We start from the raw sequence: 24,938 nt of genomic DNA on the forward strand, positions 1-24,938 counted from the left end.
GGCCTGAGCCCGCCGCCCGACGGACGACCAGCCGGTGTCATCGACGCCCCGTGTGATCCAGGCGCCCCAGGCGTCTCGCGTGACCCAGGCGTCCCGTATGCCGCCCCCGTCCCGGAGCCCCCGGGGGCGGGGAGCGTACAGGGCGCCCCTTCCCCTGCCCTGATGCCGCTGACCGCCGACGCGGAGACCTCATGAACGTACTGCTCGACAATTTTCCAGAGTTCCGCGACGGCTTCATAGGAACCGTGTCGATCACCGCCGTCAGCTCGGTTATCGCCCTGGTCCTCGGTGTGATCATCGCCGGATTCCGGGTCTCGCCGGTGCCGCCGCTGCGGTACTTCGGCACCGCCTGGGTGACGCTGATGCGCAACACCCCGCTGACGCTGCTCTTCCTGATCTTCTTCTTCGTCGTGCCCGAGATCCTCTTCCCGGGGATGAGCCCGTTCGTGCTCGGCTCGCTCGCGCTCGGCTTCTACACCTCTTCGTTCGTGTGCGAGGCAGTCCGCTCCGGCATCAACACCGTGCCGCTGGGACAGGCCGAGGCCGCGCGTTCCATCGGCATGACGTTCGCCCAGACGCTCCAGATCGTGGTGCTCCCCCAGGCGACCCGGACCGTGATCCCGCCGCTGAGCAGCATCTTCATCGCGCTGACCAAGAACTCCGCGATCGCCGGCGCCTTCAGCAACACCGAGCTGTTCGGCTGGCAGAAGCTGATGAGCGACAAGGGGTACGACATCATCCCCGTCTTCATCTGGGTGGCCCTCGGCTACCTGGTCGTCACGTTTACCATCAGCGGCCTCTTCCGGCTGCTGGAGCGTCGTATGGAGGTCGCCCGATGAGCGCCAGCGTTCTCTACGACGCCCCGGGCCCCAAGGCCATCGTCCGCAACCGGATCTACGCCGTCGTCGGCAGCCTCGCCATCGCGGCGCTGCTCGCCGTGAGCCTGATGCGGCTGGCCGACAAGGGTCACCTGGCGCCGGAGATGTGGGACATCTTCAACTACGCGGGTATCCGGCAGAACATCGCCGACGCCCTGGTCGCCACGCTCAAGGCCTTCGGGCTGGCCGCGATCGGCTCGCTGGTCCTCGGTGTGCTGCTCGCGGTGGGCAGGCTCTCCGACCACCAGCCGATCCGCTGGGCGGCGACCGCCTTCATCGAGCTGTTCCGCTCGCTCCCGCTCCTGATCACCATCTACGCCATCTGGGTCGGCTTCCTCACCGACTACTCGATGTGGGCGCTGGCGGCGGGCCTGTCCATCTACAACGGCTGTGTGCAGGCCGAGGTGCTGCGGGCCGGGGTCAACTCGGTCCCCAAGGGCCAGAGCGAGGCCGCGTACGCGCTCGGCATGAGCAAGACGCAGGTCATGACGACCGTCCTGATGCCGCAGGCCGTCCGGTCGATGCTGCCGACGATCATCAGCCAGCTCGTGGTGACGCTCAAGGACACCTCGCTCGGCTTCATCATCCTGTATCCGGAGCTGCTCCAGACCGCGCGTCTGATCGCCTCCAACACGCAGGTGAACGGCATCTATCCCTACGTCTCCACGACCATCGTGATCGGCACGATCTACATCGCGATGTGTCTGCTGCTCTCGGCGCTGGCGACCTGGATCGAGAAGCGCGGCCGCCGCGCCAAGACCGGCATCAAGGTGGCGCCCGGCGTCCAGACCGCCGACATCCCCGCGGTGGAGGCCGTTCCCGGCCCGAACGCGGGGGGCGCGGGGGGCGCAGGCCCGACGGCCGACGGTGCCGCTGGGACCGGTGTGACGAAGGACTGACCTCCCCGGGGGCTTGCCGGCCCCTCCCGGCAGGAGCATTCGAGGCAGCGGCGCACGCGTCGCTGCCTCGGTCACTTGACGCAAGCACCACCAGTGGGTTGCATACGTTCTGTGATCACGCACCCGGCTACCTCTGCCACGTCCCGCATGACCGTAAGGGCCGGAGGATACGCGCCGTGGACCCGGTGATCGTCGTCGGCGCCGGGCCCGTCGGCCTGACGCTGTCGCTGGCCCTCGCCGCCCAGGGCGTCCCCTCGATCGTCCTCGACGAGGGCCCCGGCACGGAGGAGCCCCGTCCCGCCCGCACGGTCGTGCTGCGCGAGGACACCGCCGACCTGGTGGGCCGCCTCGGCTGCCGGGAGCTGGACCGGGTCGGACTTCGCTGGGCCGGCTGGCGTTCGATGCGCCGGAAGCAGCTGGTCCGAAACGTGCCGCTGAGCGGGGGCCGGGCGGACGAGGACGGCGAGCCGCTCCCCGGGCTCCTGCCCGCGCCACTGCACCTGCCGCAGCACGAGCTGAGCGCCGCGCTGCGTGCGGCGGTGGACAAGGAACCGCTGGCCCGGCTGGTGCCGATGAGCCGGATCGACACGCTGGAGCAGGACCCCGACGGCATCACGGTGCACACCAGGGAGCCGGGATCGACCTGGTGGCGCGGGAGCTATCTGGTCGGCTGCGACGGCGCCCGGTCGACCGTGCGCAAGCTGCTGGACATCCGGTTCCCCGGTCGTACGTCCGTGGAACGGCATGCCGTCGCCGCGCTCCGGGCCGAACTGCCCTGGCCGGACGAGTCCGTTTCGCACCGGCAGCCTCCCTGGCGGACCGGAGGCGCCGAGATCTCCGCCCGACCGCTGCCGGACGGCGTCTGGCGGCTGGACTGGCTGCTGCCGCCACGCGGCGAACTGGTCACCCCCGAAGCGCTGATCACCCGGGTCAGGGACACCCTGGGCGGCTGGTGCGGCGAGACCCCGGCGTACGAACTGCTGGACACCGGCGTCCACACCCTCCACCACCGGCTCGCCCGGCGCTGGCGCAAGCAGCGCGCCTTCCTGGCGGGGGACGCGGCGCACCTGCTGGGCGCGCTGGGCACGCAGGGGCTGGACGAGGGGATCCGGGACGCCGAGAACCTGGCCTGGAAGCTGGCCCACGCCTGGCACCACGGCCCGGCGGAGCATCTGCTCGACAGCTACCAGGCGGAGCGCCGGGCCGCGGTGGCGGCCCGGCTGCGCGCCGCCGATCAGTCGCTGCCGATACTGCGCGGTGGAGGTGGTCTGCGGACCTTTGTCCCGGGCGCCGCACGCGGTCACGACACCCTGCTCGCCGACGGCCAACTGGGCCGCGGAGCACTGGGTGCGCCCCCTTCGTACTCGCACTCCCCCCTTTCGCCTCCGCACGCCGAGGCGCACACCGCTGTCGGTACGCCCCCCGGTGCGCCGGTCGCCGACGTACCGGTGACCGCGCCGGACGGTACGACGGCGCGGCTGCGGGAGCGGCTCGGACAGGGCCATCCGCTGGTGGTCCTGGTCGCGCCGGGAACCGGTGTCTGGGACCGGCGGCACTGGCAGACCGCGGGGGTCATGCCCCGCCTCACGGACGCCGTGGCGGCGCTCCCCGGCACGACGGAGCTGCTGGTCACCGAGAGCTATCCCGGAGCATCGGCCCATACCGTCCTGCTGGTCAGGCCGGACGGGCATCTGGTGGCGGCCTTCGGCGGCGTACGGCCCGCGGAACTGTTCGCCGCGGCGCAGGCCGCGCTGGGCGGCGCGCCCCGTGGTGCGCGGGAGCGCGCGGAGGCGGACGAGGAGAAGGGCGCGGGCGAGGAGCAGCACCGGGCACGGGTTCACGCCGAGCGGGCCGCCGGCCGCCACTGACCGATGGCCCGTCACGGACGCGTCGACCGTGACGGGCCCGCATCACATTGACCGCCATCGGCACGCGTGGTGTACTCCAGATCATGACCGACACCGATGTGCGCCTGTGGCGGAGGGTCCATATGGACCTCGTCCGTTACGCGGGCTGCGTGTGTCGTCCGTCCTGCTGAATCGCCTCCCTCCGCCGGTCCGTGCCGCTTTCCGCACGGACCGGATCCCCACGCGAACTCTCAGGACGGTCCTCGTGTCTTCCCCTCACTCCGCCGTACCCACGGCAGCCTCAGTACCCTCTCCTTCCGCCCCCGTCCCTTCCGTCCCGGTGTCCTCCCCCGCCGCGCCGACGGTCGCGGAGCTGCTGGACTTCGTCCGCCGCACCGCCCGGGACCAGGCGCTCGTCGCCTCGTTGCCCCTCGACCCGGAGGGCCGCACCTGGATCCGGCTCGACGGCCCCGGAGGCAGCGAGGCGTGGCTGATCGGCTGGCCGCCGGGCACCGGCACCGGCTGGCACGATCACGCCGACTCGATCGGCGCGTTCACCACGGCGGCCGGCGCCCTCAAGGAGCACTCGCTGGCCGTGCGGCTGCCCACCGACGGCTGGAAGACGCTGGAGCTGACGGAGGGGGTGGACCGGTCGAGGGAGTTGGCGACCGGTCAGGGCAGGGCCTTCGGCCAGAACCACGTCCACGAGGTCCTCAACGAGTCCGAGGACGTGCACGCGGTCTCCGTCCACGCCTACTACCCGCCGCTGCCGCGGATCCGCCGGTTCAGCCGCACCGGTGCGGTGCTCCGGCTGGAGCAGACCGAGAGCCCGGAGGACTGGCAGTGACCGAGAACCGGAGCACGAACGGGGCGGAGGCCGCCGTGTCGGAGGCCGTGCCGGAGGCCTCTGCGCCGGTGGGCATCGACGATCTGCTGGAGCGGGTCAGGGCCGGCTACGACCGGGTCGACCCGCGCGAGGCCGCTGCGGCGGCGGAGTCCGGGGCCCTGCTGGTGGACATCCGGTACGCCGCACTCCGCGACCGGGACGGACTGATCCCGGGCGCGCTGGTCGTCGAACGCAACGAGCTGGAATGGCGGCTCGACCCGCAGGGCAGCCACCGCGTGCCCGAAGCGGTCGACCACGACCTCCCGGTCGTCGTCATCTGCAACGAGGGATACGCCTCCAGCCTCGCGGTCGCCTCGCTGCGGCAGCTGGGACTGCACCGGGCCACCGACCTGATCGGCGGCTTCCAGGCGTGGCGCGCGACGGGACTCCCGGTCATCTCTCCGTCCGAGGCCTGAGCCGCGGGCCCCCGGCGCCTGCCAGGGGCCCGACAGTCTCCGTCTCCGTCTCCGTCTCCGGGCAGCCACACACCCGAACGCCACGTTCCACTAGAGCAATCGCCGTGCGTGACCGACATTCGCCTCACACAGAGGACCGAAATGTACGGAGATGACCACACATGGCGATCGCTGTCCTCACCCCCGAACAGCTCGACGGCCAGGCCTCCCGGCTGCACGACAGCCAGACGTGGCAGCAGATCGTCACGGGCTGGGACGACACCGCCCCCGAGCCCGGGCCCACCCCGGCGGACCCGACGTCCGCGCGGCCCGCAGACCCTGCGGAACTCTCACCCGCCCCCGCATCCGCACGGCCCTCCGACTGGCGGAGTCTGCTGTCCGTACCCGTGGACCGGCTGATCGACGACACCCTGCGGACGCTGCCGGCGTCGGCCCCGCACGAGCGTCCGCTCCCCGGGCGGCTGGGTGCGATGCTGCCCGACCGCGTCCACCTCTGGCGGCGGGTCGGTCAGGGTGACCTGCGCCCCTCGACCCATCTCGGCTACGCACGGCAGATCCTGGCCGAGTGGGGCTGGCAGAACACCCCGTACCGGCTGCGGAACGCCCGTGGCGCCCGCTGCGTCTGCGGTGCCCTGATCTCGGCGCACCGCCTCGGCTACGGCTCCCTCGACACCGTGGACCGGGCCGGCGCCTGGCTGATCACGGAGCTGCGCGCGCAAGGGTGGACGGGGCTGATCGGCCCCTGGAACCGCCATCCGGGCCGCACCGCCGCCGACGCGCTGGCCCTCGTCGACGCCACCATCCGCCGCGCGTCCCTGGCCGGACAGTGACCACCGCACGCCGACCCGCGGAGGCCACTGCTTGAGACGGGCTCGTACCGGCTCGTGTCAGAAGCCTCGTGTCGACTCATGCCAGAAGGGCTCGTGTTTACCGGCATCAGGAAGGCTCCTGTCGGCTGATGTCAAAAGGGCTCGTCCAGACCTTCCGTGTCCTCGCCCTCCTCCTCCAGCGCCTGACGCACCACCCGCAGGGCCATGCCCTCTCCGTATCCCTTGCGCGCGAGCATCCCCGCCAGACGACGCAGCCGCTTGTCCCGCTCCAGGCCTCGTGTCGAGCGGAGCTTGCGGGCCACGAGCTCGCGCGCCGTCTCCTCCTCCTGGTCCGAGTCGAGCTGCCCGACCGCCTCGTCGATCACGGCGGAGTCCACGCCCTTCGTCCGCAGCTCACGGACGAGGGCGCGGCGCGCGAGCCCCCGGCCGTGGTGCCGGGACTCCACCCATGCCCCGGCGAACGCCGCATCGTCGATCAGCCCGACGTCCTCGAAGCGCGCGAGCACTTCCTCGGCCGCCTCGTCCGGGATCTCCCGCTTGCGCAGGGCGTCCGCGAGCTGCTTGCGCGTTCGCGGCGTCCCGGTGAGCAGCCGCAGGCAGATGTTGCGCGCCTGCTCGACCGGATCACGCGGCTCCCCCTTCTCGGCCCTCGACGAGGAAGGGGAGCCGCTGCCTCTGGTGCCGGAGCGGGCACGGCGGCCCGCCCCCTCGCCGAATCCGCTCGCGCCGCCCGCTCCCCCGCGTGAGCGGCGCCCGGACCGCATCCCGGCATCGTCCGCCGCCGCCCCCCGCGCGGCGGCGGACGCGTCGGCGGCCCCGTAGCCGGATCCGGGGTCGCCGCCGGGCTCGGCAGGGCTGCCCGGCCACTCCGTACGTCGTGTCACGGCCTAGCTCTTGGCCGCCGCGGTCTTGGCCGGCTTGGCCTTGGCGGCCGCGGTGGTCGCCGGCTTCGCCGCCCCGTCGGCCGCAGGTGTCGCAGGTGCCGCAGCGGCATCCGCGGCAGGCTCGCCGGCAGCGTCGTCCGGACGGACGCCGACACCCAGCTTCTCCAGGATCTTCTTTTCGATCTCGTTGGCGAGGTCGGGGTTGTCCTTGAGGAAGTTGCGGGCGTTCTCCTTGCCCTGGCCGAGCTGATCGCCCTCGTACGTGTACCAGGCGCCGGCCTTGCGGACGAAGCCGTGCTCCACGCCCATGTCGATCAGTCCGCCCTCGCGGCTGATGCCCTGGCCGTAGAGGATGTCGAACTCCGCCTGCTTGAACGGCGGGGCGACCTTGTTCTTGACGACCTTGACGCGGGTGCGGTTGCCGACCGCGTCGGTGCCGTCCTTGAGCGTCTCGATACGGCGGATGTCGAGGCGCACCGAGGCGTAGAACTTCAGCGCCCGGCCACCGGTGGTGGTCTCCGGGGAGCCGAACATCACGCCGATCTTCTCGCGGAGCTGGTTGATGAAGATCGCGGTGGTCTTGGACTGGTTGAGCGCACTGGTGATCTTGCGGAGGGCCTGGCTCATCAGACGGGCCTGGAGACCCACGTGCGAGTCGCCCATCTCACCCTCGATCTCCGCACGGGGCACCAGGGCCGCCACGGAGTCGATGACGATCAGGTCCAGGGCGCCGGAGCGCACCAGCATGTCGACGATCTCCAGCGCCTGCTCGCCGTTGTCCGGCTGGGACAGGATGAGGTTGTCGATGTCGACGCCGAGCTTCTTCGCGTACTCGGGGTCGAGGGCGTGCTCGGCGTCGATGAACGCCACCGAGCCACCGAGCTTCTGCGCGTTCGCCACGGCGTGCAGCGTCAGCGTCGTCTTACCGGAGGACTCCGGTCCGTACACCTCCACCACGCGGCCGCGCGGCAGACCACCGACGCCGAGGGCGACGTCGAGGGCGGTCGATCCCGTGGGGATGACCTCGATGGGCTCGTTCGGCCGCTCGCCGAGGCGCATCACCGCGCCCTTGCCGAACTGTCGTTCAATCTGTGCGAGTGCGGCGTCCAGCGCCTTCTCGCGGTCGGTTCCTGCCATGGGTTCCACCCGATTTGCTTGAGTCGATCGCTTCACGTCACAGACGCTAACCCCTGCCACTGACAATGGGCCTCGACGTCCTCCCGACCTGTGGACAACTCCACGGGCAGGGCCCGGGAAAACCCGGCCGGAATCCCATCAGAATGGATGTTCGATTTTCGTGTCAAGCGCACCACGCGGACGGCCGGCCCTCACGACGCGAGCGTCGTGGCCCGCGCGTCGGCCGATTCCGCCGGGCGCCTCGTCCTGCCCGCACCCCTCAGCCACGCGAGGGAGAAGAGGCCTGCTGCGGCCATGACGACGGCCGCGCCGACGGCCGCGATGTTCATTCCGTGGGTGAAGGCGTCGCGCGCGGCCGCCAGCACGGCATCAGCGGTCTCGCCGGGCAGCTGGGCCGCGACGGCCGTCGCACCGCCCAGCGTTTCGCGCACGGCTTCGGCCTGCGGCACGCCGGAGGGCAGTGCGTCGGCCATGTCCCGGCTGTAGACCGCCGCGCCGACGGACCCGAGGATGGCCATCCCCAACGCTCCGCCGAACTCCTGGCCCGATTCGAGCACCGCTGCGGCCGATCCCGCACGCTCCGGAGGGGCCGCGCCGAGGGCGAGCTCGTTGGCGAGGGTCATCGCCGCGACCAGGCCGCCCGCGTAGAGGGCGGCGCCGGAGAGGGCGAACCAGAGTGCCGAGTCGGTCCGCACCTGGGTCATCCACAGGAATCCGGAGGCCGAGACGAGGAAGCCGCCGCCCATGACGTACGCGCGGTCGACACGCTGTGCGAGCGCGGATGCCGCCGGAGCCGCGACGGCCGCGCCGGCCGCCGGTACCAGGCTCCACAGGGCCGCGTTGAACGGGCTCAGGCCGTAGACGGACTGCAGATACTGCGTGAGGAAGACAGCCATCCCCACGGTGGCGAACATCGCGAGGAGGTTGGCGAACACCGGGCCGCCGAAGGTGCGCCGGCCGAGCAGGCCGAGGTCGATCATCGGGTGCGCGAGGCGCTTCTGGCGGCGCACGAAGACGAAGCCGACCACGAGCCCCACCCCGATCGTGAGGGCCGGCAGCGGCTCGTACCCGTGCCGGGCCCATTCCTTGATGCCGTAGACGACCAGGAGCACAGCACCGAGTGACAGCACCGAGCTCAGCAGGTCGAAGCGCTCACGCTTCGCGGACTTGAACTCCGGCACCAGGAAGGGCACCAGCACGAGCAGCAGCACCATCGCGGGCAGGTTGATCAGGAAGACCGAGCCCCACCAGAAGTGCTCGAGCAGCAGGCCGCTGACCACGGGCCCCAGCGAAATGCCCGTCGTCATGACGGCGGTCCACAGGGTCACCGCCTTGCCGCGCTGCTTCGCGTCGTGGAAGAGGTTGCGGATCAGGGCGAGGGTCGAGGGCATCAGGGCGGCGCCACCGAGACCCAGCAACGCGCGGGCCATGATGAGCAGTTCAGCCGTGTGCGCGTATGCGGCGACGACCGAGGCCGCACCGAACAGCACCGCTCCCGCGAGCACCGACGCGCGCCGGCCGATCCGGTCGCCGAGCGCACCCATCGTGATGAGCAGCCCGGCGAGGACGAAGCCGTACATGTCGAGGATCCACAGCTGCTGTGTGGCGCTGGGTTCCAGGTCCTGGCTGACGTAGGGAATCGCGAAGTACAGGACCGAGATGTCCATCGAGACCAGGAGCAGGGGCAGCATCAGGACGCCCAGGGCGGTCCATTCCTTGCGCCCCGCGACGGGGCCGGGTGTGTTCTCCATGCACGGCAGCGAACCGGGAGCATGGCGTACACGGCAAACAGATACCTAGTGCACCTGGCTATGACACCTCCTTCACCAGCCTCAACGGCCTGTGAGTGCACTAGTACAGTGCACTCATGGCCATGGAACCGCCCTACCTCCGGATCGTCGGCGACATCCGTCGGCGCATCGCTTCCGGCGAGCTCGCCCCCGGCGCCCGGGTCCCCTCCACCCGGCGCATCACCCAGGAGTGGGGCGTCGCCATGGCGACCGCGACGAAGGCGCTCGCCACCCTGCAGCAGGAAGGCCTGGTGCGGGCCGTGCCCGGTGTCGGCACCGTGGTCGCCGTGTCAGGACGGGAACGGGACGCGGCTCCCCAGCACGGGCTCACCCGGGACCGCATCATCCGCGCGGCGATCGCCCTCGTCGACTCCGAGGGGCTCGCCGCGCTCTCCATGCGCCGAGTCGCCACCGACTTCGGCGTCTCCACCATGGCGCTCTACCGCCACGTCCCGAGCAAGGGCGAGCTGCTCCGGCTGATGTCGGAGGCGGTGTTCGCCGGAGAACCGCGAGGGGCGCGGCCGCCGGGCTGGCGCGCGCAGCTGGAACGGGAGGCACGGTGGCTGTGGGGCCTGTACCGGCGCCACCCCTGGCTGGCACGAGCCATGGCCGCCCTCACCCGGCCGATGGCCTCGCCCCACGCGATGCGGTACGCCGAGCGGGTCCTCAGCGCCCTGAAGGGCCTGGGGCTGACACCGACCCAGATCATCCACGTCCACCTCGCTCTGCTCGGATACGCCCAGGGCGTCGCGGCGGCCGTCGAGCTGGAGTCGCAAGCGCGGCAGGACACCGGCATGACACCCGAGGAGTGGATGGCCTCCAACGAACCGCGCCTGGAGACGATCCAGACCGCCGGCTCCTATCCGGTCCTGTCCACTCTCTTCGACCAGGAGGAGTTCGACCTCGAACTCGACACCCTCTTCGAATTCGGGCTCGCACGCATGCTGGAGGGAGTCGCGTCACTCATCGAGCGATCCAAGGGCCAGGACTCCTGACAGCAGCACCGGCGTGCTGTTCCGTTCCTGCTCCGACCTCCCTCCCCCACCCGGACACGCATGCACACCCGCACGGATAACCACATAACTGCACATATGCACATCTGATTTTATGACTCTATATTCGTCCGATATGAGAACGACTGCGAAACCCGGAACGCCGGACGGAGGGCAGCCCCCCGGGCCCGACCTGGCCGGTCGTGTGGCGCTCGTCGCCGGAGGAACCCGCGGGGCCGGGAGAGGGACCGCCGTCCAGCTCGGCGCCGCCGGGGCGACCGTGTACGTGACCGGCCGTACCAGCGGCTCCGAGCGCTCGGAGATGGACCGGCCCGAAACGATCGAGGAGACCGCGGCCCTCGTCGACGCGGCGGGCGGGCGGGGGATCGCCGTGCAGGTCGACCATCTGGTTCCCGACCGGGTCAGGGCGCTCGTGGCCCGCATCGCGAACGAACAGGGCGCCCTGCACATCCTGGTGAACGACATCTGGGGCGCCGAGATCGAGTGGGACAAACCGGTGTGGGAGTCGTCGCTCGACATCGGGCTGCACACGCTGCGGCTGGCCGTCGACACCCACGCCATCACCAGCCACTTCGCGTTGCCGCTGCTGATCGAGACACCGGGCGGTCTGGTCGTCGAGATGACCGACGGGACGGACGAGTACAACGCCTCCCACTACCGTGTCTCGTTCTTCTACGACCTGGCCAAGGCCGCGGTGAACCGGATGGCCTTCGCGCTCGGCCATGAACTCGCGCCGCACCGCGCGACGGCCGTGTCGCTCACCCCGGGCTGGCTCCGGTCCGAGGCCATGCTGCAGGCCCACGGGGTGACCGAGGCCACCTGGCGCGACGCCGTCGCGCACACGCCCCACTTCGCGATCTCCGAGTCACCGGCGTACGTCGGCCGTTCCGTGGCCGCCCTCGCCGGCGATCCGGAGGTGGCCCGCTGGAACGGCAGGTCGCTCTCCAGTGGACAGCTCGCCCAGGTGTACGGCTTCACCGATGTGGACGGGAGCCGGCCCGATGCCTGGCGGTATCTGGCCGAGGTCCAGGACCCGGGCCTGCCGGCCGATGTGACGGGCTACCGCTGAAGCCGCAAGCTGTGGCCCGGCTACCGCTGAAGCCGAATGCTGTGGCCGGGCTACCGCTGAAGCCGAATGCTGTGGCCGGGCTACCGCTGAAGCCGCAAGCTGTGCCCGGCCGGCGCTGAGGCGCCCCCTGGACCGGACCGGCTACCGCTGGGGCGGCCCGTCCGACGTACCCTCCGCTCCCCCGCGGCCGGCGGCCCGGCGACCGTTCACCAGACGGCGCATCCGCGACGGCAACGGCCTCCCGGGCGCGCGGCTGCTTCCCCCGCGCACGCGTGGGTCGTCGGTGACGTCGTACCGCTTCACATAGGCGCCGAGGAACGCCTGGAGCGTGGCGATCGCGGGGATGGCGACCAGTGCGCCGACCGCGCCGAGCAGGGCCGTGCCGGCGATGACCGATCCGAAGGCGACCGCGGGGTGGATGTCCACGGTCTTCGCGGTCAGCTTGGGCTGGAGCACGTAATTCTCGAACTGTTGGTAGATCACGACGAACCCGAGCACCCACAGCGCGTACCAGGGGTCGACCGTGAAGGCGATCAGCATGGGCAGGGCGCCCGCGAGATACGTGCCGATGGTGGGGATGAACTGCGAGACGAGTCCGACCCAGACCGCGAGCGCCGGAGCGTAGGGCACCTCCAGGATCACCAGCAGGATGTAGTGGGCAACGCCGGAGATCAGCGCCATCAGACCGCGCGAGTAGATGTAGCCGCCGGTCTTGTCGACCGCGATCTCCCAGGCGCGCAGCACCTCGACCTGCCGGGCCGGCGGCAGGACGGAGCACAGGGTGCGCCGGAGCCGGGGGCCGTCGGCCGCGAAGTAGAAGGAGAACAGGAAGATCGTCAGCAGCCGGAACAACCCGCCGAGCACCGTGGTGGAGAGGTCGAGCACTCCGGCGGCACTGTTCTGAACGTACTTCTGCAGCCAGTCGGAGTGCAGCAGGCTGTCCTGGACCTCGACCCGCGAGAAATCGGTGCGGAAGGTCTGGTTGACCCAGTTGATCACCGAGTCGATGTACTTGGGGAACTCGTCGACCATGTCGACGATCTGGCCCGCGAGCATCGACCCCAGCAGCACCACGAATCCGACGCCGAAGATCGTCAGACCGAGGAAGACGAGGAACGTGGCGAGTCCGCGGCGCATCCCGCGATCCGCCATCCGGCTGACCGCGGGCTCGATGGCGAGCGCGAGGAAGAACGCGATCAGAACGTTCGTCAGCAACCCGATGAGCTGGTCGAACGCCCAACTGCCGAGCTGGAAGCACGCGTAGAGCGCCAGGGCCAGCACCATCGCACGCGGCAGCCAGCCGGGCATGCGGACCCCGCCGGCGCCGAACGGCGGCGCGGGTGGTGCGGCCGGCGGAGCGGGTGGGGAGGCGGACGGCTGGGCCGGGGCGCTCTCGTCTGTCGATGACACGGGACAAGTCTGGCCCATGCCGTCGGCCCGCAGTCCCTCGCCCCGCATGGTCCGCTCCGGTTCCGTGACCGCCGGAAACGGGGCCCCACGGCGTTCAGCGCTCGTTCACCGGACCGTGCGCGGGGTTCACCTCGCCGGCGGGGGCGCCATCGCGTTCAGCGCCGGTCCGCCGGGACGTCCATGGCCGTGCAGACCCCGCGCCAGACGTCCTTGGCGTCCCAGCCCGCGTCCAGCGCCTGGTGCACCGTACGGCCGCCGAGTTCGGCCATCACATGGTCACGGGCGAAGGAGTCCGCGTACGCCGCACCGAAGTGGTCGGCCATCCGCTCCCAGAAAATCGTCAACCGCATGCCACCAGTATCCCGCTCCTGAGAGTGCAGCAGGCCCACCTGGCATGTGCCCGGCCCCTTCGCCCTCTACGGTCGGTCCATGGCTGGAACCGGAGCAAACACCCTCGCCCGCGCCGAGCAGTTCATCTGGCTCACGGCCCGTGTCCTCGAACAGCGGAGGTTCGCCCATGGCTTCCTCGGCGGAGGCCCCGACGCCGTCGAGACGGCACTCTCCGCCTACGTGAACGAGGACGGCGGCTACGGTCACGCGCTGGAACCCGATCTCCGGGGCCCGGTCAGCCAACCGCTGCACACCGCCCACGCGCTGAGCGTTCTCGACTCGATCGACCGCTGCGACGGACAGCGCGTGGAACGGATCTGCCGCTATCTGACCCGTGTGTCAACCAAGGAAGGCGCGCTGCCCGCCCTGCTGCCCACGCAGCGCGGCTATCCCGCCGCACCGTTCATCCCGATCGTGGACGACCCGCCGGCGGAGCTGCTCGCGACCGGCCCGGTCGTCGGGCTGCTGCACGGCAATCAGGTGTGGCACGCCTGGCTGTTCCGGGCGACGGACTTCTGCTGGAGCGCCGTCGAAGCTCTGGAGCAGTCCCATCCTTACGAGGTCGAAGCCGCGGTCGCCTTCCTGGACGGCGCCCCGGACCGGGCCCGTGCGGAGGTTGCGGCCGACCGCCTCGGCCGCCTGGTACGGGCACAACGGCTCGCGGTGCTCGATCCCTCCCGGCGGGCGGAGTACCCGGTGGCGGCGGGCTACGCACCGGGCGAGCACCACTTCCCGCACGACTTCGCCCGTACACCCGGGTCCCTCGCTCGCCGCTGGTTCACGGACGAGGAGGTGGAGCGCTCGCTCGACCACCTGGCCGCCGAGCAGCAGGACGACGGCGGATGGCCCGTGACCTGGCGTCGGTGGGCGCCGGGAACCGCGCTGGAGGGGCGCCCGCTGGTCACGCTCAGGGCCTTGGAGACGCTCCGCTCGTACGGTCGCCCGCTCGGCTGACACAGCGGAAGGTACGCGGCCGCCCGCTCGGCCGACCGCGTACCTCCGCGCCGTCGCTCCCCGGGCGATCGGCCCGCTCAGGCCAGCGCTCGTACGCCCGCGGTGACGAGAACGCCCGCGCCGACGACGACCAGGAAGGGAGCGCGAAGGACCAGGGCGAGTGCCGCCGCGCCGAGACCTGCGGCACGGGCGTCGAGGACGAGCTGCTGGCCGTCGCCGAAGGTCTGCTGCGCGGTCAGTGCCGCCAGCAGCGCCACGGGCAGCAGGGCGGCCATCCGCTGGACGAGCGGCCGCTCCAGGACGCCGGCGGGCACCAGCAGGCCCAGGAGTTTGGCGAGGTAGCAGCCCGCCACGGTCAGTCCGATGGCAATCCAGACGTTCATGAGTGCCGCTCCCCCTTCTTCCGTCCCATCAGGAAGAGGACGACGGGCGCGGCGAGCGCCGACAGCAGGACGGGCAGGCCCGCCGGCAGCACGGGCAGCAGCGTCAGGGCCAGGAGGACGGCCAGCCCCGCCGTGACGCGTTCGATGGTGCTCTTGAGCATCGGCGCGAGCAGCGCGAGGAACACCGCGGGACTCGCCGCGTCGAGTCCCCACGCGTCGGTGTCGCCCAGCGCCTCGGCGCCCAGAGCGCCCACCAGGGTGGTGAGGTTCCACAGCACGTACAGGGTGAGTCCGGTGACCGTGAAACCGATGCGCGCCGCCCGCCGGGTGGGCTGGGGCAGGGTGACCGCGGTCGTCTCGTCGATGACCCAGTGGGCGGCGAAGGGCCGTACCGCTCGGGGAAGGGCGAGCAGTTGGGAGAGTCGCAGACCGTAGAACGCGTTCCGGACGCCCAGGAAGAACGCCCCGGCCGCCGCCGTGTAGGGGTTGCCGCCCGCGGCCAGCGCGCCGACCAGGGCGAACTGCGAGGCGCCGGTGAAGACGAGAAGACTCAGGACGCAGGTCTGGAGCAGGCTGAGGCCGGAGCCGGCGGAGGTGACGCCGAAGGCGAAGCCGGAGAGCCCGACGGCGATGCCGACGCCGAGCGCGTCCCGGACGACGGCCGCGTCCGGCTTGTCCGGTCGGGGCTCGGCCGCCGGTCCTGGCGGACCGCCGGATATGGCACCGGGCGCGCCGGTGCTCTCTGGGAGTGCTGTCTGTTCTGCCACGCCCGGAACGCTACGGGGATCACGCGGGCCCGGTCTTGTACGTTCTTGCACGCACAGCCGTACCTCGCGCACACAGCCGTACGTTCTTGCGCCCACGCGTCCTCTTGCCCCGGCACGCCCCTCACCGGCTCGGCCGCGACACTCCGCGCTCACGCTGGTAGGCGCCGGGCGGCACCCCCACGATCCGGGTGAAATGCCGATTGAGGTGCGGCTGATCCGTGAAGCCGACGGCGGTCGCGGCCTCGGCGGGGGCGACACCGGCGTCGAGCATGCGGCGGGCTCTGCGCACCCTGGCGTCGGTGAGCCAGGTGTGGGGCGGCATCCCGAACTCCTTCTTGAAGGCCCTCAGCAGCGCGAACGGGCCGGTGCCCAGCTCGGCGGCGAGCGTCTCCAGCGTGGGCGGGTCGGCCATGCGCTCCTCCAGCGCGGCGCGGGCGCGGGCCGCGTTCCGCGCACCCCCGGCGTGCGTGGTCAGTCCGGGCAGCGGACTGCCGTGCCGGCTCAGAAGCCGCGTGACCAGCACCCGCAGCAGGCTGTCCGCCGCCAGCGCGTTGCCCTCCTCCGCCGCCCGGTGCACCTCGGTGATCAGCCGGGAGGCGTGGGGGTCGGTCACCCGGGTCTCGGCGAAGCCGACCGTGCCGCGCAGGGACGTCACCTCGGCCGCGATGTCGTTGACGACCTGGGCCGACGGGTAGAGCGTGGAGTACGCCCAGCCCTCGGGCGCCCCGGAGCGTGCGGTGTGCGGCACCTCCGGGTTGATCATGACGACGGTTCCGGGGACCGCGTGGACCGTGCCGCCCGGCAGCCCCACGTCCTCGACCCCACCGGTGACCGCTCCGAAGACGTAGCCCTCGTGGCTGTGCCGGGGGAAGGTGTGGCGGACGTAGCGGGCGCGCAGCAGATCGAGGTCGGGCAGCGCGGCGTACTGCCAGTGCCGTGCCCACTCCGCCGTGCCGTCCGCTCCCGCCATGGGGCCATTCTCGCAGGTCCCGGTCGTGCGTGACCGGCCGAGCGGGCCACCGCGGGCGGTGTCACCGGCCCGTTGTCAGTGGCGGGGTGCACGATGGGGGACATGACCGGATCCGCGCTCGACGCGTTCTCGCCGGCGACCCGCAGTTGGTTCGCCGGAGCCTTCAGCGCGCCCACCGCCGCCCAGGAGGGCGCCTGGCGGGCCATCGGCGCGGGCAGTGACGTCCTGGTCGTCGCGCCGACCGGTTCCGGCAAGACGCTGGCCGCGTTCCTCGCCTCACTGGACCGGCTGGCCGCCGAGCCGCCGCCCGCCGACGCCAGGAAGCGCTGCCGCGTGCTGTACGTGTCCCCGCTCAAGGCCCTCGCGGTCGACGTCGAGCGCAACCTCCGCTCGCCGCTGACCGGCATCCGCCAGGAGTCGGTGCGCCTCGGTCTGCCGGAGCCCGAGGTGCGGGTCGGCATCCGGTCCGGGGACACCCCGCCGGCCGAGCGGCGCTCCATGGTGACCAGGCCTCCGGACATCCTGATCACCACGCCCGAGTCGCTGTTCCTGATGCTGACGTCCTCCGCCCGGGACGCGCTGGCCGGCGTGGAGACGGTGATCCTCGACGAGGTGCACGCGGTCGCCGGGACGAAGCGCGGCGCCCATCTCGCCCTGTCGCTGGAGCGTCTCGACGAAGTGCTGCCCCGCCCCGCCCGGCGCATCGGTCTGTCCGCGACGGTCCGGCCGGTCGACGAGGTGGCCCGCTTCCTGTCGCCGCAGCGCAAGGTGGAGATCGTCCAGCCCCGGTCCACGAAGGAGTTCGATCTCTCGGTCGTCGTCCCGGTCGAGGATCTGGGTGAGCTGGGCGGCTCCCCCGCGACCGACGGCGACTCCGGCCAGGCGGACAAGCCCTCGATCTGGCCGCATGTGGAGGAGCGGATCGCCGACCTCGTGCAGTCGCACCGCTCCACCATCGTCTTCGCCAACTCCCGGCGGTTGGCGGAGCGGCTGTGCAACCGGCTGAACGAGATCGCCTACGAGCGGGCGACCGGCACCGCTTTCGACCCGGACAACCCCGTCCCCGAGCTGCCGGAGGCGCCCGCCCCCGCCGAGATCATGGCCCAGTCGGGCGCGGGCAGGGGCGCCCCCGCCCTGCTGGCCCGCGCCCACCACGGCTCGGTCTCCAAGGAGCAGCGGGCCCAGGTCGAGGAGGACCTCAAGGCGGGCCGGCTGCCCGCCGTGGTCGCCACCTCCAGCCTGGAGCTCGGCATCGACATGGGCGCGGTCGACCTGGTGGTCCAGGTGGAGTCCCCGCCCTCCGTCGCCTCCGGCCTCCAGCGGGTGGGCCGGGCCGGACACCAGGTGGGCGCGGTCTCGACCGGGGTGGTCTTCCCGAAGTACCGCGGCGATCTGGTGCAGGCCGCCGTCGTCACCGAGCGGATGCGCGAAGGGGCCATCGAGGCACTGCGCATCCCGGCCAATCCGCTGGACGTCCTGGCGCAGCAGCTGGTCGCCATGGTGGCCCTGGACAGCTGGCAGGCCGACGACCTGCTGGCCCTGGTCCGGCGGGCCGCCCCCTTCGCCTCGCTCCCCGAGTCGGCGTTCACCGCCGTCCTCGACATGCTCGCCGGGCGCTATCCCTCCGACGCATTCGCGGAGCTGCGCCCCCGGGTGGTGTGGGACCGGGTGGGGGGCACGGTCACGGGCCGCCCCGGCGCGCAGCGGCTCGCCGTCACCTCGGGCGGCACGATTCCCGACCGGGGGCTCTTCGGGGTCTTCCTCGCCGGGGCCGACCCGAAGAAGGGCGGCGGCCGGGTCGGCGAGCTGGACGAGGAGATGGTCTACGAGTCCCGCGTCGGCGACGTCTTCACCCTGGGCACCACGTCCTGGCGGATCGAGGACATCACCCGGGACCGGGTCCTCGTCTCGCCCGCCCCGGGCGTCCCGGGCCGGCTGCCGTTCTGGAAGGGCGACCAGCTGGGCCGCCCGCTGGAGCTGGGCCGCGCCCTGGGGGCCTTCCTCCGTGAGGTCGGCGGCCTGTCCGAGGAGGATGCGCGGCTGCGGCTGCTGGCCGCCGGGCTCGACGCCTGGGCGGCGGACAACATCCTGGCCTACCTGGACGAACAGCGCCGGGCTTGCGGCCATGTGCCGGACGACCGGACCATCCTGGTCGAGCGGTTCCGGGACGAGCTGGGAGACTGGCGGGTCGTCGTGCACTCCCCCTTCGGAGCCCAGGTGCACGCCCCGTGGGCGCTCGCCCTCTCCGCCCGCCTCGGCGAGCGGTACGGCATGGACGCCCAGGTCATGCACGCCGACGACGGGATCGTGCTGCGGCTGCCCGACGCGGACATGATGGGCCTGGATCTGCTCGACTTCGACGCCCCGCCCGCCCCGGACACCGAGAACGGCGGACCGGCGCCGGGAGCCGTGGCCTACGACAGCGACCAGCCCCCGGTGGCGGCCGCCGACGTGGTCTTCGACCAGGGCGAGGTCCAGCAGATCGTCACGGACCAGGTGGGCGGCTCGGCCCTGTTCGCCGCCCGGTTCCGGGAGTGCGCCGCGCGCGCCCTGCTGCTGCCCCGGCGCTCCCCCGGCAAGCGCACCCCGCTCTGGCAGCAGCGCCAGCGGGCCTCACAGCTCCTCCAGGTCGCCTCGGAGTTCGGCTCGTTCCCCATCGTTCTGGAGGCCGTCCGCGAATGCCTCCAGGACGTGTTCGACGTCCCCGGGCTCACGGAACTGATGGGCGATCTGGAGGCGCGCCGGGTCCGGCTGGTCGAGGTGACCACGCAGGAGCCCTCGCCCTTCGCCCGCTCGCTCCTCTTCGGTTATGTGGCCCAGTTCCTGTACGAGGGCGACTCCCCGCTCGCCGAGCGGCGCGCCGCCGCCCTCTCCCTGGACTCCCATCTCCTGGCCGAACTGCTGGGCCAGGCGGAGCTGCGCGAGCTGCTCGATCCCGAGGTCCTCACCGAGCTGGAGCGGGAGCTGCAGTGGCTCACCGAGGACCGCCGGATCAAGGACGTCGAAGGGGTCGCCGACCTGCTGCGCGTGCTCGGTCCGCTCACCGGCGCCGAGCTGGCCGAGCGGGGCGCCGAGCCGTCCTGGGCGCCGGAGCTGGCGACGGCCCGCCGGGCGATCCAGGTCCGGATCGCCGGCGCCGACCACTGGGCGGCGATCGAGGACGCGGGCCGGCTGCGCGACGCCCTGGGCACCGCGCTCCCGGTCGGCGTCCCCGAGGCGTTCACCGAGCCGGTGAAGGACCCGCTCGGCGACCTCCTCGCCCGCTTCGCCCGAACGCACGGCCCGTTCACCGCCACCCGGGCCGCCGAGCGCTTCGGGCTCGGCACCGCCGTCACCGACGGCGCGCTGCAACGTCTCTCGGCATCCGGCAGGACCGTCCAGGGCGAGTTCCACCCGGCCGGCATCGGCCAGGAATGGTGCGACGCCACGGTGCTGCGCCGGCTCCGCCGCCGTTCGCTGGCGGCGCTCCGCCAGGAGCTGGAGCCGGTGCCGCCCGCGGCCCTGGCCTCCTTCCTCCCCCAGTGGCAGCACTTCGGGTCCAACCGGCTGCGGGGCATCGACGGGCTGGCCCGCGCCGTCGAGCAGCTCCAGGGCGCGCCCGTTCCCGCGTCGGCACTGGAGAAGCTGATCCTGCCGAGCCGGGTGATGGGCTACACCCCGGCGATGCTCGACGAGCTGACGACCACCGGCGAGGTCGTCTGGGCCGGTGCGGGCGCGCTGCCCGGCAAGGACGGCTGGGTCTCCCTCTACCTCGCCGACAGCGCCCCGCTGCTCCTGCCTCCCCCGCACCCGCTGGAGCTGTCGGCGCTCCACGAGTCCGCGCTCACCACGCTCTCCGGCGGATACGGCCTCTTCTTCCGCCAGATCGCCGACCAGGTCCGGGCCACCACCCACCCGGACTGCACGGACCAGCAGCTGGCCGACGCCCTGTGGGACCTGGCCTGGTCCGGGCGGCTCACCAACGACACACTGGCCCCGCTGCGTTCGCTCCTGGGCTCGGGACGGACGGCGGGCTCCACCGCCCACCGCTCCCGGCGCAGCGTCCCGCGCGGGCGCTACGGCTCGCTCACCGCAGCCGCCCGCCCCGCGTCCCGCACCGGCCCGCCCACCGTCTCCGGCCGCTGGTCCCTGCTGCCCCCGGTCGAACCGGAACGGACCCACCGCGCCCACGCCCTGGCCCGCACCCTGCTCGACCGGCACGGCGTGGTGACCCGTGGCGCGGTGCAGGCCGAGGGGGTGGAGGGCGGCTTCTCCGCGACGTACCGCGTCCTGGCCGCCTTCGAGGACAACGGGCAGGCGCGGCGGGGCTATGTGGTCGAGGGCCTGGGGGCCGCCCAGTTCGCGATGGACGGGGCCGTGGACCGGCTGCGGGCCGCCTCCACGGCGCGCGACCGCCGGGATCCGGACACCGCGCTCCAGGCTCTGGTGCTCGCCGCGGCCGATCCGGCCAACGCGTACGGCGCGGCGCTGCCGTGGCCGGAGTCCCCGGACGGCGCCGGGCACAAACCGGGCCGCAAGGCGGGGGCGCTGGTGGTCCTCGTCGACGGCGAGCTGACGCTCTACATGGAGCGCGGCGGCAAGACCCTCCTGGCCTGGCCGTCCGACCCCGAGGCCCCGGCCCTGCGAGCTGCCGCCGATGCCCTGGCCGAATCGGCCCGCGCCGGAGCCCTGGGCACGGTGACGGTGGAGCGGACGAACGGCGTCTCCTCCCTCACCTCGCCGCTGGGCCGGACGCTGGAGGCGGCCGGGTTCCTCGCCACCCCGAGAGGCCTGCGCCTGCGCGCCTGATCCGGGACCCGCGGCCGCCGGTCCCGGGACCGGCCGCCGGTCGCGAGCCGGCCGCCGGTCCCGGGCCGGCCGCCGGGCCCCGCGCCGCTCCGCCCCCACTCGCCTTGAACGACGGCCGTCCCACCGAGGGTGCGTCAGCGGACCCTGTCGGCGGGCGCCCCCGCCGCGGAGACCCCGCGGCGAGCCCGGATCGACGCAGAACCGCCCCGGCGCGCCCATCATGGAGGCATGCCCGAAGGAGACACCGTCCTGCAGACCGCCGCCCGGCTGCACGATGCCCTGGCGGGGCGGGTGCTGACCCGGTCGGACCTGCGCGTCCCCCGTTTCGCCACCGCCGACCTCACCGGCCGGACCGTCCTGGACGTCACCGCGCGCGGCAAGCACCTGCTGACCCGGATCGAGGGCGGCCTGACCCTGCACAGCCACCTGCGGATGGACGGGGCCTGGCGGGTGTTCGCCCCGGGCGAGCGCTGGCGGGGCGGCCCGGGCCACCAGATCCGCGCGATCCTCGGCAACGCGGAGCACACCGCCGTCGGCTACCGGCTCCCCGTGCTGGAACTGCTGCGCACCAGCGAGGAGGACCGGGCCGTGGGCCATCTGGGGCCTGACCTGCTCGGACCCGACTGGGATCCAGGCCTCGCCGTGGACCGGCTGCTCGCCGCACCGGAGCGCTCTCTCGGCGAGGCCCTCCTGGACCAGCGCAATCTGGCGGGCATCGGCAACGTCTACAAGTGCGAGCTGTGCTTCCTGGCCCGCGTCACGCCCTGGCTCCCCGTGGGCGCCCTCGCCGACGGCGTACTCCCCCGGCTCGTCACTCTCGCCGAGCGCCTGCTGCACGCCAACCGCGACCGCCCCACCCGCACCACGACGATCACCTCCGAACTCCGCACCCCACCGGGCCGGGGCCAAGGCTCCGGCCCGGCCCAGGGCACCAGCCGCCCCCGGACCAGCCCGCCCAACCGCGTACAGGAGCGGCTGTACGTCTACGGGCGAGCCCGTAGGCCCTGTCTGCGCTGCGGCACCCCGATCCGACTCGCCGACCAGGACGACCGGCCCACCTACTGGTGCCCCGGCTGCCAATCAGGACCGACTCCCTAGTTGACGCCCCGTCAGATCCGGTCGTACGGTCCCGTCATGTCTCTCTCCGCGTACGACCTCACGGGCCGCGCCGCGTTCGTCACGGGTGCGGCGAGCGGCATCGGGCGGGCGAGCGCCCTGCTGCTCGCGGAGGCCGGGGCCGTGGTGCACTGCGCGGACCGCGACGAGACGGGCCTGCGCCGGACGTACGACCTGATCGCCGACGCGGGCGGCGGCGCCCGGACCCATCCCCTCGACGTCACCGACCGCGGCCAGGTCCGTGCGGCCGTCGGTGCGGCGGGGCATCTCGACATCCTGGTCGCCGCGGCAGGGATCATGCACACCAGCAGCGTGCTGGAGACCGCGGACGAGGATCTGGACCGCGTACTGGCGGCCAATTTCACGGGAGTGCTGTACGCCTGCCAGGAGGTGGCCCGCTCCATGACCGCCCGCTCCGCCCCCGGCTCACTGATCACGATGGCCTCGGGCGCCGTGGACTCCGCGAGCGCGGGCCTGCTCTGCTACAGCGTCGCGAAGGCCGCCGTGGTGCAGCTCACCAAGACGCTGGCCACGGAGCTGGGGCCCCACGCCATACGGGTGAACGCCGTCGCGCCCGGCTGGATCCGTACGCCGATGACCGACCGGCACGATGCCGCGGGGCAGCATCGGGCGGAGGCGACGATGGCCCGGATCTCCCCGCTGGGCCGGGTCGGCGAACCCGAGGACGTCGCCCATACCGTGCTGCACCTGGCGTCGGACGCCTCGGCGTTCATGACCGGTCAGATCCTCCGGCCGAACGGCGGCGTCGCCATGCCCTGGTGAGCCACCCGCCGGAACCTGTCCACCGCCTCGACCAAGGGCCCGGCCCGCCCGGCGCCCCCAACGGCACGACCGACGCGACATGGACCGGCAGCAGGCTCAGCCCCCAGCCCCCCGCCGCCACCGCCCCCTCCACCAGCCCCGCCTGTTCCGGACGCAGCACGAGTCGGAGCACCGCCCACCACCACAACCCGCCGAGGACCAGCGCCGGCACCCATCGCCGTTTCATCGCTGCCTCCTGCGGCCGAGGTCCTTTCCGGCAGTTTCCCCTGGCAGCGGCAGTGGTGCATCCAGAACGTCCGGCCGAAGGGCCACCCACACAGGAGCGCCCCCGCCGAAACGGCGGGGGCGCCCAAACTCTCCGAGCGGTGGCTCCGAGAGCCGCGGGGACTACTTCTTGTCGTCCGGGGTGAGGGAGTCCTTGACGCCCTTGGCGCGCTCGCCGGCCCCGTCGGCCGCGTCCTTGGCTCCACCCTTGGCCTGATCGGCCTTGCCCTCGGCCTCCTTGCGGCGGTCGCCGGTCAGCTTGCCGACCGCTTCCTTGCCCTTGCCCTTCAGCTTGTCCATGGCTCCGTCGCTCATGATGGTGCTCCTTCGCTGTTCAGCCGTATCGCGGTCGCCGGTCGGTCGTGCGCCGGTCAGGCGCTTTCCGCCTGGAACATCCAGGCGTGCTTCTCGAGGTCTGCCGTCAGCGCGATCAGCAGGTCCTGGGTGACCGGGTCGGGATCGTCGGTCGCCTCGATGCGCTCCCGCATCCGTCCGACGACCACGCCCAGCGCGTCCACCAGGATCTTCACCGCGTCGGTGTCCTTGATCCAGCCCTCGGGCACGGAAGCGATGGCCGTTTCCTTGGCCACGGTGCCGGAGCGTCCGTCCGGATTGACCCCGACCGCCGAGGCACGCTCGGCCACCGTGTCGGAGTGCTGCCGGGCTGTGACGACGACGTCGTCGAGCTGAAGGTGCACGGAGCGGAAGCGCGGACCGACCACGTTCCAATGGACCTGCTTGGCCACCAGGGAGAGATCGACGAGGTCGACCAGAGCGCCTTGGAGCGCTGTTCCCACGACCTTGAGGTCGCCCTCGGACAACGTGCTCTTGACCACAGACATGTGCGCTACTCCCATCCGTCAACCGCTTCACTGACCGTCTCGGTGCATCACCCACGATGTCACATAATGAAGCAAAACGGTCATGTGGGCCTTGTTCTCCGTGTGCCCGATCGGCGACGGCCCACACCCGCACGGCTGACAGATCACACCCGAATCCGGGGCCCCACGCAGAAGTCCCGGCCGACCCCTGTGGGGCCGACCGGGACTCCGGTCGAGCAACTGTGCCGCGTGGATCAGGCGGCGACGACGTCCACCGCTTCCGCGGGCGCCTTGATGGTCACCCGTCCCGACGGCACACCTGCGACCGAAGAGACGGAGACGGAGTTGAGCATGGGACGAACCGGTACTGGGACCGGATCACTGGCAGCTGCCGACTCGGCCAGCTCCGCGAGCGAGAGCTCGTCGCTCACCTCTCGCATGAGCTCGGACATCCGTACGTCAAGCGCGTCGCAAATCGCGGAGAGCAGTTCGGAGGATGCCTCCTTCTGCCCCCGCTCCACCTCGGACAGATAACCGAGCGAGACCCGGGCGGACGAGGAGACTTCGCGCAGAGTACGGCCTTGGCGCTGGCGCTGCCGACGCAGCACGTCACCCAGCAGGCGACGGAGCAGAATCATCGGTG

25 protein-coding genes are annotated in these 24,938 nt (G+C 72.2%); 13 read left to right on the top strand and 12 right to left on the bottom strand.

From position 1 onward, the window contains the following. Positions 1 to 191: 191 nt before the first annotated feature. The 7 genes from ACFWRV_RS30530 (at position 192) to ACFWRV_RS30560 (ending at position 5,756) form a co-directional block, all read left to right on the top strand. A complete protein-coding gene (locus ACFWRV_RS30530; RefSeq protein ID WP_384339133.1) occupies positions 192 to 839 on the top strand; it encodes an amino acid ABC transporter permease in 648 nt (215 codons plus the stop codon). Then, on the top strand, positions 836 to 1,777 hold the full coding sequence (locus tag ACFWRV_RS30535) for an amino acid ABC transporter permease (protein ID WP_384339135.1): 942 nt from the start codon (positions 836 to 838) through the stop codon (positions 1,775 to 1,777). Before ACFWRV_RS30530 ends, ACFWRV_RS30535 begins: the two co-directional genes overlap by 4 nt. A 176-nt stretch (positions 1,778 to 1,953) precedes the next feature. Then, positions 1,954 to 3,645: an FAD-dependent monooxygenase gene (locus ACFWRV_RS30540; protein WP_384339137.1), complete on the top strand. Its 1,692-nt coding sequence runs from the start codon at positions 1,954 to 1,956 to the stop codon at positions 3,643 to 3,645. Positions 3,646 to 3,728: 83 nt separating this feature from the next. Beyond that, positions 3,729 to 3,815: a putative leader peptide gene (locus tag ACFWRV_RS30545; protein ID WP_311605579.1), complete on the top strand. Its 87-nt coding sequence runs from the start codon at positions 3,729 to 3,731 to the stop codon at positions 3,813 to 3,815. 74 nt (positions 3,816 to 3,889) lie between these two features. Continuing rightward, the gene (locus ACFWRV_RS30550; protein WP_384339139.1) at positions 3,890 to 4,471 is read left to right on the top strand and encodes a cysteine dioxygenase; all 582 of its coding nucleotides are present in this window, start codon (positions 3,890 to 3,892) and stop codon (positions 4,469 to 4,471) included. Then, entirely contained in the window at positions 4,468 to 4,926 is a 459-nt protein-coding gene (locus tag ACFWRV_RS30555) for a rhodanese-like domain-containing protein (protein ID WP_384339140.1), read from the top strand. Before ACFWRV_RS30550 ends, ACFWRV_RS30555 begins: the two co-directional genes overlap by 4 nt. Before the next feature lie 161 nt (positions 4,927 to 5,087). After that, on the top strand, positions 5,088 to 5,756 hold the full coding sequence (locus tag ACFWRV_RS30560) for a hypothetical protein (protein ID WP_384339142.1): 669 nt from the start codon (positions 5,088 to 5,090) through the stop codon (positions 5,754 to 5,756). A gap of 131 nt (positions 5,757 to 5,887) precedes the next feature. Here the strand turns inward: ACFWRV_RS30560 and recX are convergent, their stop codons facing one another. From recX to ACFWRV_RS30575, 3 genes are all read right to left on the bottom strand, one after another. Next, positions 5,888 to 6,640 carry a recombination regulator RecX gene (gene recX / locus ACFWRV_RS30565; protein WP_384339144.1) on the bottom strand — a complete coding sequence of 251 codons (753 nt, stop codon included), beginning with the start codon at positions 6,638 to 6,640 and terminating at the stop codon, positions 5,888 to 5,890. 3 nt (positions 6,641 to 6,643) lie between these two features. Next, on the bottom strand, positions 6,644 to 7,777 hold the full coding sequence (gene recA, locus ACFWRV_RS30570; RefSeq protein WP_384339145.1) for a recombinase RecA: 1,134 nt from the start codon (positions 7,775 to 7,777) through the stop codon (positions 6,644 to 6,646). A 191-nt stretch (positions 7,778 to 7,968) separates the two neighbouring features. Continuing rightward, a complete protein-coding gene (locus ACFWRV_RS30575) occupies positions 7,969 to 9,528 on the bottom strand; it encodes an MFS transporter (RefSeq protein WP_384339147.1) in 1,560 nt (519 codons plus the stop codon). Between the two features lie 116 nt (positions 9,529 to 9,644). On the opposite strand from ACFWRV_RS30575, the gene ACFWRV_RS30580 reads away from it, so the two are divergent. Continuing rightward, positions 9,645 to 10,562 carry a TetR/AcrR family transcriptional regulator C-terminal domain-containing protein gene (locus tag ACFWRV_RS30580; RefSeq protein ID WP_384339148.1) on the top strand — a complete coding sequence of 306 codons (918 nt, stop codon included), beginning with the start codon at positions 9,645 to 9,647 and terminating at the stop codon, positions 10,560 to 10,562. 133 nt (positions 10,563 to 10,695) lie between these two features. Further along, entirely contained in the window at positions 10,696 to 11,649 is a 954-nt protein-coding gene (locus ACFWRV_RS30585; protein WP_384339150.1) for an SDR family oxidoreductase, read from the top strand. Positions 11,650 to 11,790: 141 nt separating this feature from the next. On the opposite strand, the gene ACFWRV_RS30590 is transcribed toward ACFWRV_RS30585, so the two are convergent. After that, complete coding sequence (locus ACFWRV_RS30590) at positions 11,791 to 12,957, bottom strand: AI-2E family transporter (RefSeq protein WP_384339176.1); 1,167 nt, start codon at positions 12,955 to 12,957, stop codon at positions 11,791 to 11,793. A gap of 257 nt (positions 12,958 to 13,214) precedes the next feature. Beyond that, positions 13,215 to 13,409: a DUF3046 domain-containing protein gene (locus tag ACFWRV_RS30595; RefSeq protein ID WP_003965827.1), complete on the bottom strand. Its 195-nt coding sequence runs from the start codon at positions 13,407 to 13,409 to the stop codon at positions 13,215 to 13,217. A gap of 79 nt (positions 13,410 to 13,488) precedes the next feature. Between ACFWRV_RS30595 and ACFWRV_RS30600 the strand changes: the two genes are divergently transcribed. Beyond that, positions 13,489 to 14,403 (top strand): hypothetical protein, encoded by a 915-nt coding sequence (locus tag ACFWRV_RS30600; protein ID WP_384339152.1) that lies wholly within the window; start codon positions 13,489 to 13,491, stop codon positions 14,401 to 14,403. 77 nt (positions 14,404 to 14,480) lie between these two features. On the opposite strand, the gene ACFWRV_RS30605 is transcribed toward ACFWRV_RS30600, so the two are convergent. The 3 genes from ACFWRV_RS30605 to ACFWRV_RS30615 form a co-directional block, all read right to left on the bottom strand. After that, positions 14,481 to 14,786, bottom strand: coding sequence for an AzlD domain-containing protein (locus ACFWRV_RS30605; RefSeq protein WP_003965829.1), 306 nt, complete (start codon positions 14,784 to 14,786; stop codon positions 14,481 to 14,483). Further along, positions 14,783 to 15,553 (bottom strand): AzlC family ABC transporter permease, encoded by a 771-nt coding sequence (locus ACFWRV_RS30610; protein WP_384339154.1) that lies wholly within the window; start codon positions 15,551 to 15,553, stop codon positions 14,783 to 14,785. The genes ACFWRV_RS30605 and ACFWRV_RS30610 overlap by 4 nt, the downstream gene beginning before the upstream one ends. Positions 15,554 to 15,674: 121 nt before the next feature. Next, positions 15,675 to 16,523: an AraC family transcriptional regulator gene (locus tag ACFWRV_RS30615; protein WP_384339156.1), complete on the bottom strand. Its 849-nt coding sequence runs from the start codon at positions 16,521 to 16,523 to the stop codon at positions 15,675 to 15,677. Between the two features lie 102 nt (positions 16,524 to 16,625). Between ACFWRV_RS30615 and ACFWRV_RS30620 the strand changes: the two genes are divergently transcribed. The 3 genes from ACFWRV_RS30620 to ACFWRV_RS30630 all read left to right on the top strand — a co-directional run bounded on the left by ACFWRV_RS30620 (position 16,626) and on the right by ACFWRV_RS30630 (position 23,210). Continuing rightward, positions 16,626 to 21,311: a DEAD/DEAH box helicase gene (locus ACFWRV_RS30620; RefSeq protein WP_384339157.1), complete on the top strand. Its 4,686-nt coding sequence runs from the start codon at positions 16,626 to 16,628 to the stop codon at positions 21,309 to 21,311. Between the two features lie 228 nt (positions 21,312 to 21,539). Then, positions 21,540 to 22,409 (top strand): Fpg/Nei family DNA glycosylase, encoded by an 870-nt coding sequence (locus tag ACFWRV_RS30625; protein WP_384339159.1) that lies wholly within the window; start codon positions 21,540 to 21,542, stop codon positions 22,407 to 22,409. Positions 22,410 to 22,445: 36 nt separating this feature from the next. Next, on the top strand, positions 22,446 to 23,210 hold the full coding sequence (locus tag ACFWRV_RS30630; RefSeq protein WP_384339160.1) for an SDR family NAD(P)-dependent oxidoreductase: 765 nt from the start codon (positions 22,446 to 22,448) through the stop codon (positions 23,208 to 23,210). On the opposite strand, the gene ACFWRV_RS30635 is transcribed toward ACFWRV_RS30630, so the two are convergent. From ACFWRV_RS30635 to ACFWRV_RS30650, 4 genes are all read right to left on the bottom strand, one after another. Further along, entirely contained in the window at positions 23,158 to 23,436 is a 279-nt protein-coding gene (locus ACFWRV_RS30635; protein ID WP_384339162.1) for a hypothetical protein, read from the bottom strand. The two genes, ACFWRV_RS30630 and ACFWRV_RS30635, sit on opposite strands and share 53 nt — an antisense overlap. 161 nt (positions 23,437 to 23,597) lie before the next feature. Further along, on the bottom strand, positions 23,598 to 23,789 hold the full coding sequence (locus ACFWRV_RS30640; protein ID WP_384339164.1) for a CsbD family protein: 192 nt from the start codon (positions 23,787 to 23,789) through the stop codon (positions 23,598 to 23,600). A 56-nt stretch (positions 23,790 to 23,845) separates the two neighbouring features. After that, the gene (locus ACFWRV_RS30645) at positions 23,846 to 24,316 is read right to left on the bottom strand and encodes a Dps family protein (protein WP_384339165.1); all 471 of its coding nucleotides are present in this window, start codon (positions 24,314 to 24,316) and stop codon (positions 23,846 to 23,848) included. Between the two features lie 233 nt (positions 24,317 to 24,549). Beyond that, positions 24,550 to 24,933 (bottom strand): helix-turn-helix domain-containing protein, encoded by a 384-nt coding sequence (locus ACFWRV_RS30650; RefSeq protein WP_003965837.1) that lies wholly within the window; start codon positions 24,931 to 24,933, stop codon positions 24,550 to 24,552. Positions 24,934 to 24,938: the final 5 nt, after the last annotated feature.

Origin of the sequence: Streptomyces sp. NPDC058576 (assembly GCF_042718715.1) — a bacterium.
Lineage (GTDB): Bacteria > Actinomycetota > Actinomycetes > Streptomycetales > Streptomycetaceae > Streptomyces.

Coding starts and splice junctions, on each gene's coding strand:
- ACFWRV_RS30530 (WP_384339133.1), top strand. CDS start 192: ATGAACGTACTGCTCGACAATTTTCCAGAGTTCCGCGACGGCTTCATA.
- ACFWRV_RS30545 (WP_311605579.1), top strand. CDS start 3,729: ATGACCGACACCGATGTGCGCCTGTGGCGGAGGGTCCATATGGACCTC.
- ACFWRV_RS30650 (WP_003965837.1), bottom strand. CDS start 24,933: ATGATTCTGCTCCGTCGCCTGCTGGGTGACGTGCTGCGTCGGCAGCGC.
- ACFWRV_RS30615 (WP_384339156.1), bottom strand. CDS start 16,523: ATGGCGGGAGCGGACGGCACGGCGGAGTGGGCACGGCACTGGCAGTAC.
- ACFWRV_RS30635 (WP_384339162.1), bottom strand. CDS start 23,436: ATGAAACGGCGATGGGTGCCGGCGCTGGTCCTCGGCGGGTTGTGGTGG.
- ACFWRV_RS30640 (WP_384339164.1), bottom strand. CDS start 23,789: ATGAGCGACGGAGCCATGGACAAGCTGAAGGGCAAGGGCAAGGAAGCG.
- ACFWRV_RS30625 (WP_384339159.1), top strand. CDS start 21,540: ATGCCCGAAGGAGACACCGTCCTGCAGACCGCCGCCCGGCTGCACGAT.
- ACFWRV_RS30600 (WP_384339152.1), top strand. CDS start 13,489: ATGGCTGGAACCGGAGCAAACACCCTCGCCCGCGCCGAGCAGTTCATC.
- ACFWRV_RS30560 (WP_384339142.1), top strand. CDS start 5,088: ATGGCGATCGCTGTCCTCACCCCCGAACAGCTCGACGGCCAGGCCTCC.
- ACFWRV_RS30585 (WP_384339150.1), top strand. CDS start 10,696: ATGAGAACGACTGCGAAACCCGGAACGCCGGACGGAGGGCAGCCCCCC.
- recA (WP_384339145.1), bottom strand. CDS start 7,777: ATGGCAGGAACCGACCGCGAGAAGGCGCTGGACGCCGCACTCGCACAG.
- ACFWRV_RS30630 (WP_384339160.1), top strand. CDS start 22,446: ATGTCTCTCTCCGCGTACGACCTCACGGGCCGCGCCGCGTTCGTCACG.
- ACFWRV_RS30595 (WP_003965827.1), bottom strand. CDS start 13,409: ATGCGGTTGACGATTTTCTGGGAGCGGATGGCCGACCACTTCGGTGCG.
- ACFWRV_RS30605 (WP_003965829.1), bottom strand. CDS start 14,786: ATGAACGTCTGGATTGCCATCGGACTGACCGTGGCGGGCTGCTACCTC.
- ACFWRV_RS30590 (WP_384339176.1), bottom strand. CDS start 12,957: ATGCCCGGCTGGCTGCCGCGTGCGATGGTGCTGGCCCTGGCGCTCTAC.
- ACFWRV_RS30535 (WP_384339135.1), top strand. CDS start 836: ATGAGCGCCAGCGTTCTCTACGACGCCCCGGGCCCCAAGGCCATCGTC.
- ACFWRV_RS30580 (WP_384339148.1), top strand. CDS start 9,645: ATGGCCATGGAACCGCCCTACCTCCGGATCGTCGGCGACATCCGTCGG.
- ACFWRV_RS30620 (WP_384339157.1), top strand. CDS start 16,626: ATGACCGGATCCGCGCTCGACGCGTTCTCGCCGGCGACCCGCAGTTGG.
- ACFWRV_RS30645 (WP_384339165.1), bottom strand. CDS start 24,316: ATGTCTGTGGTCAAGAGCACGTTGTCCGAGGGCGACCTCAAGGTCGTG.
- ACFWRV_RS30575 (WP_384339147.1), bottom strand. CDS start 9,528: ATGGAGAACACACCCGGCCCCGTCGCGGGGCGCAAGGAATGGACCGCC.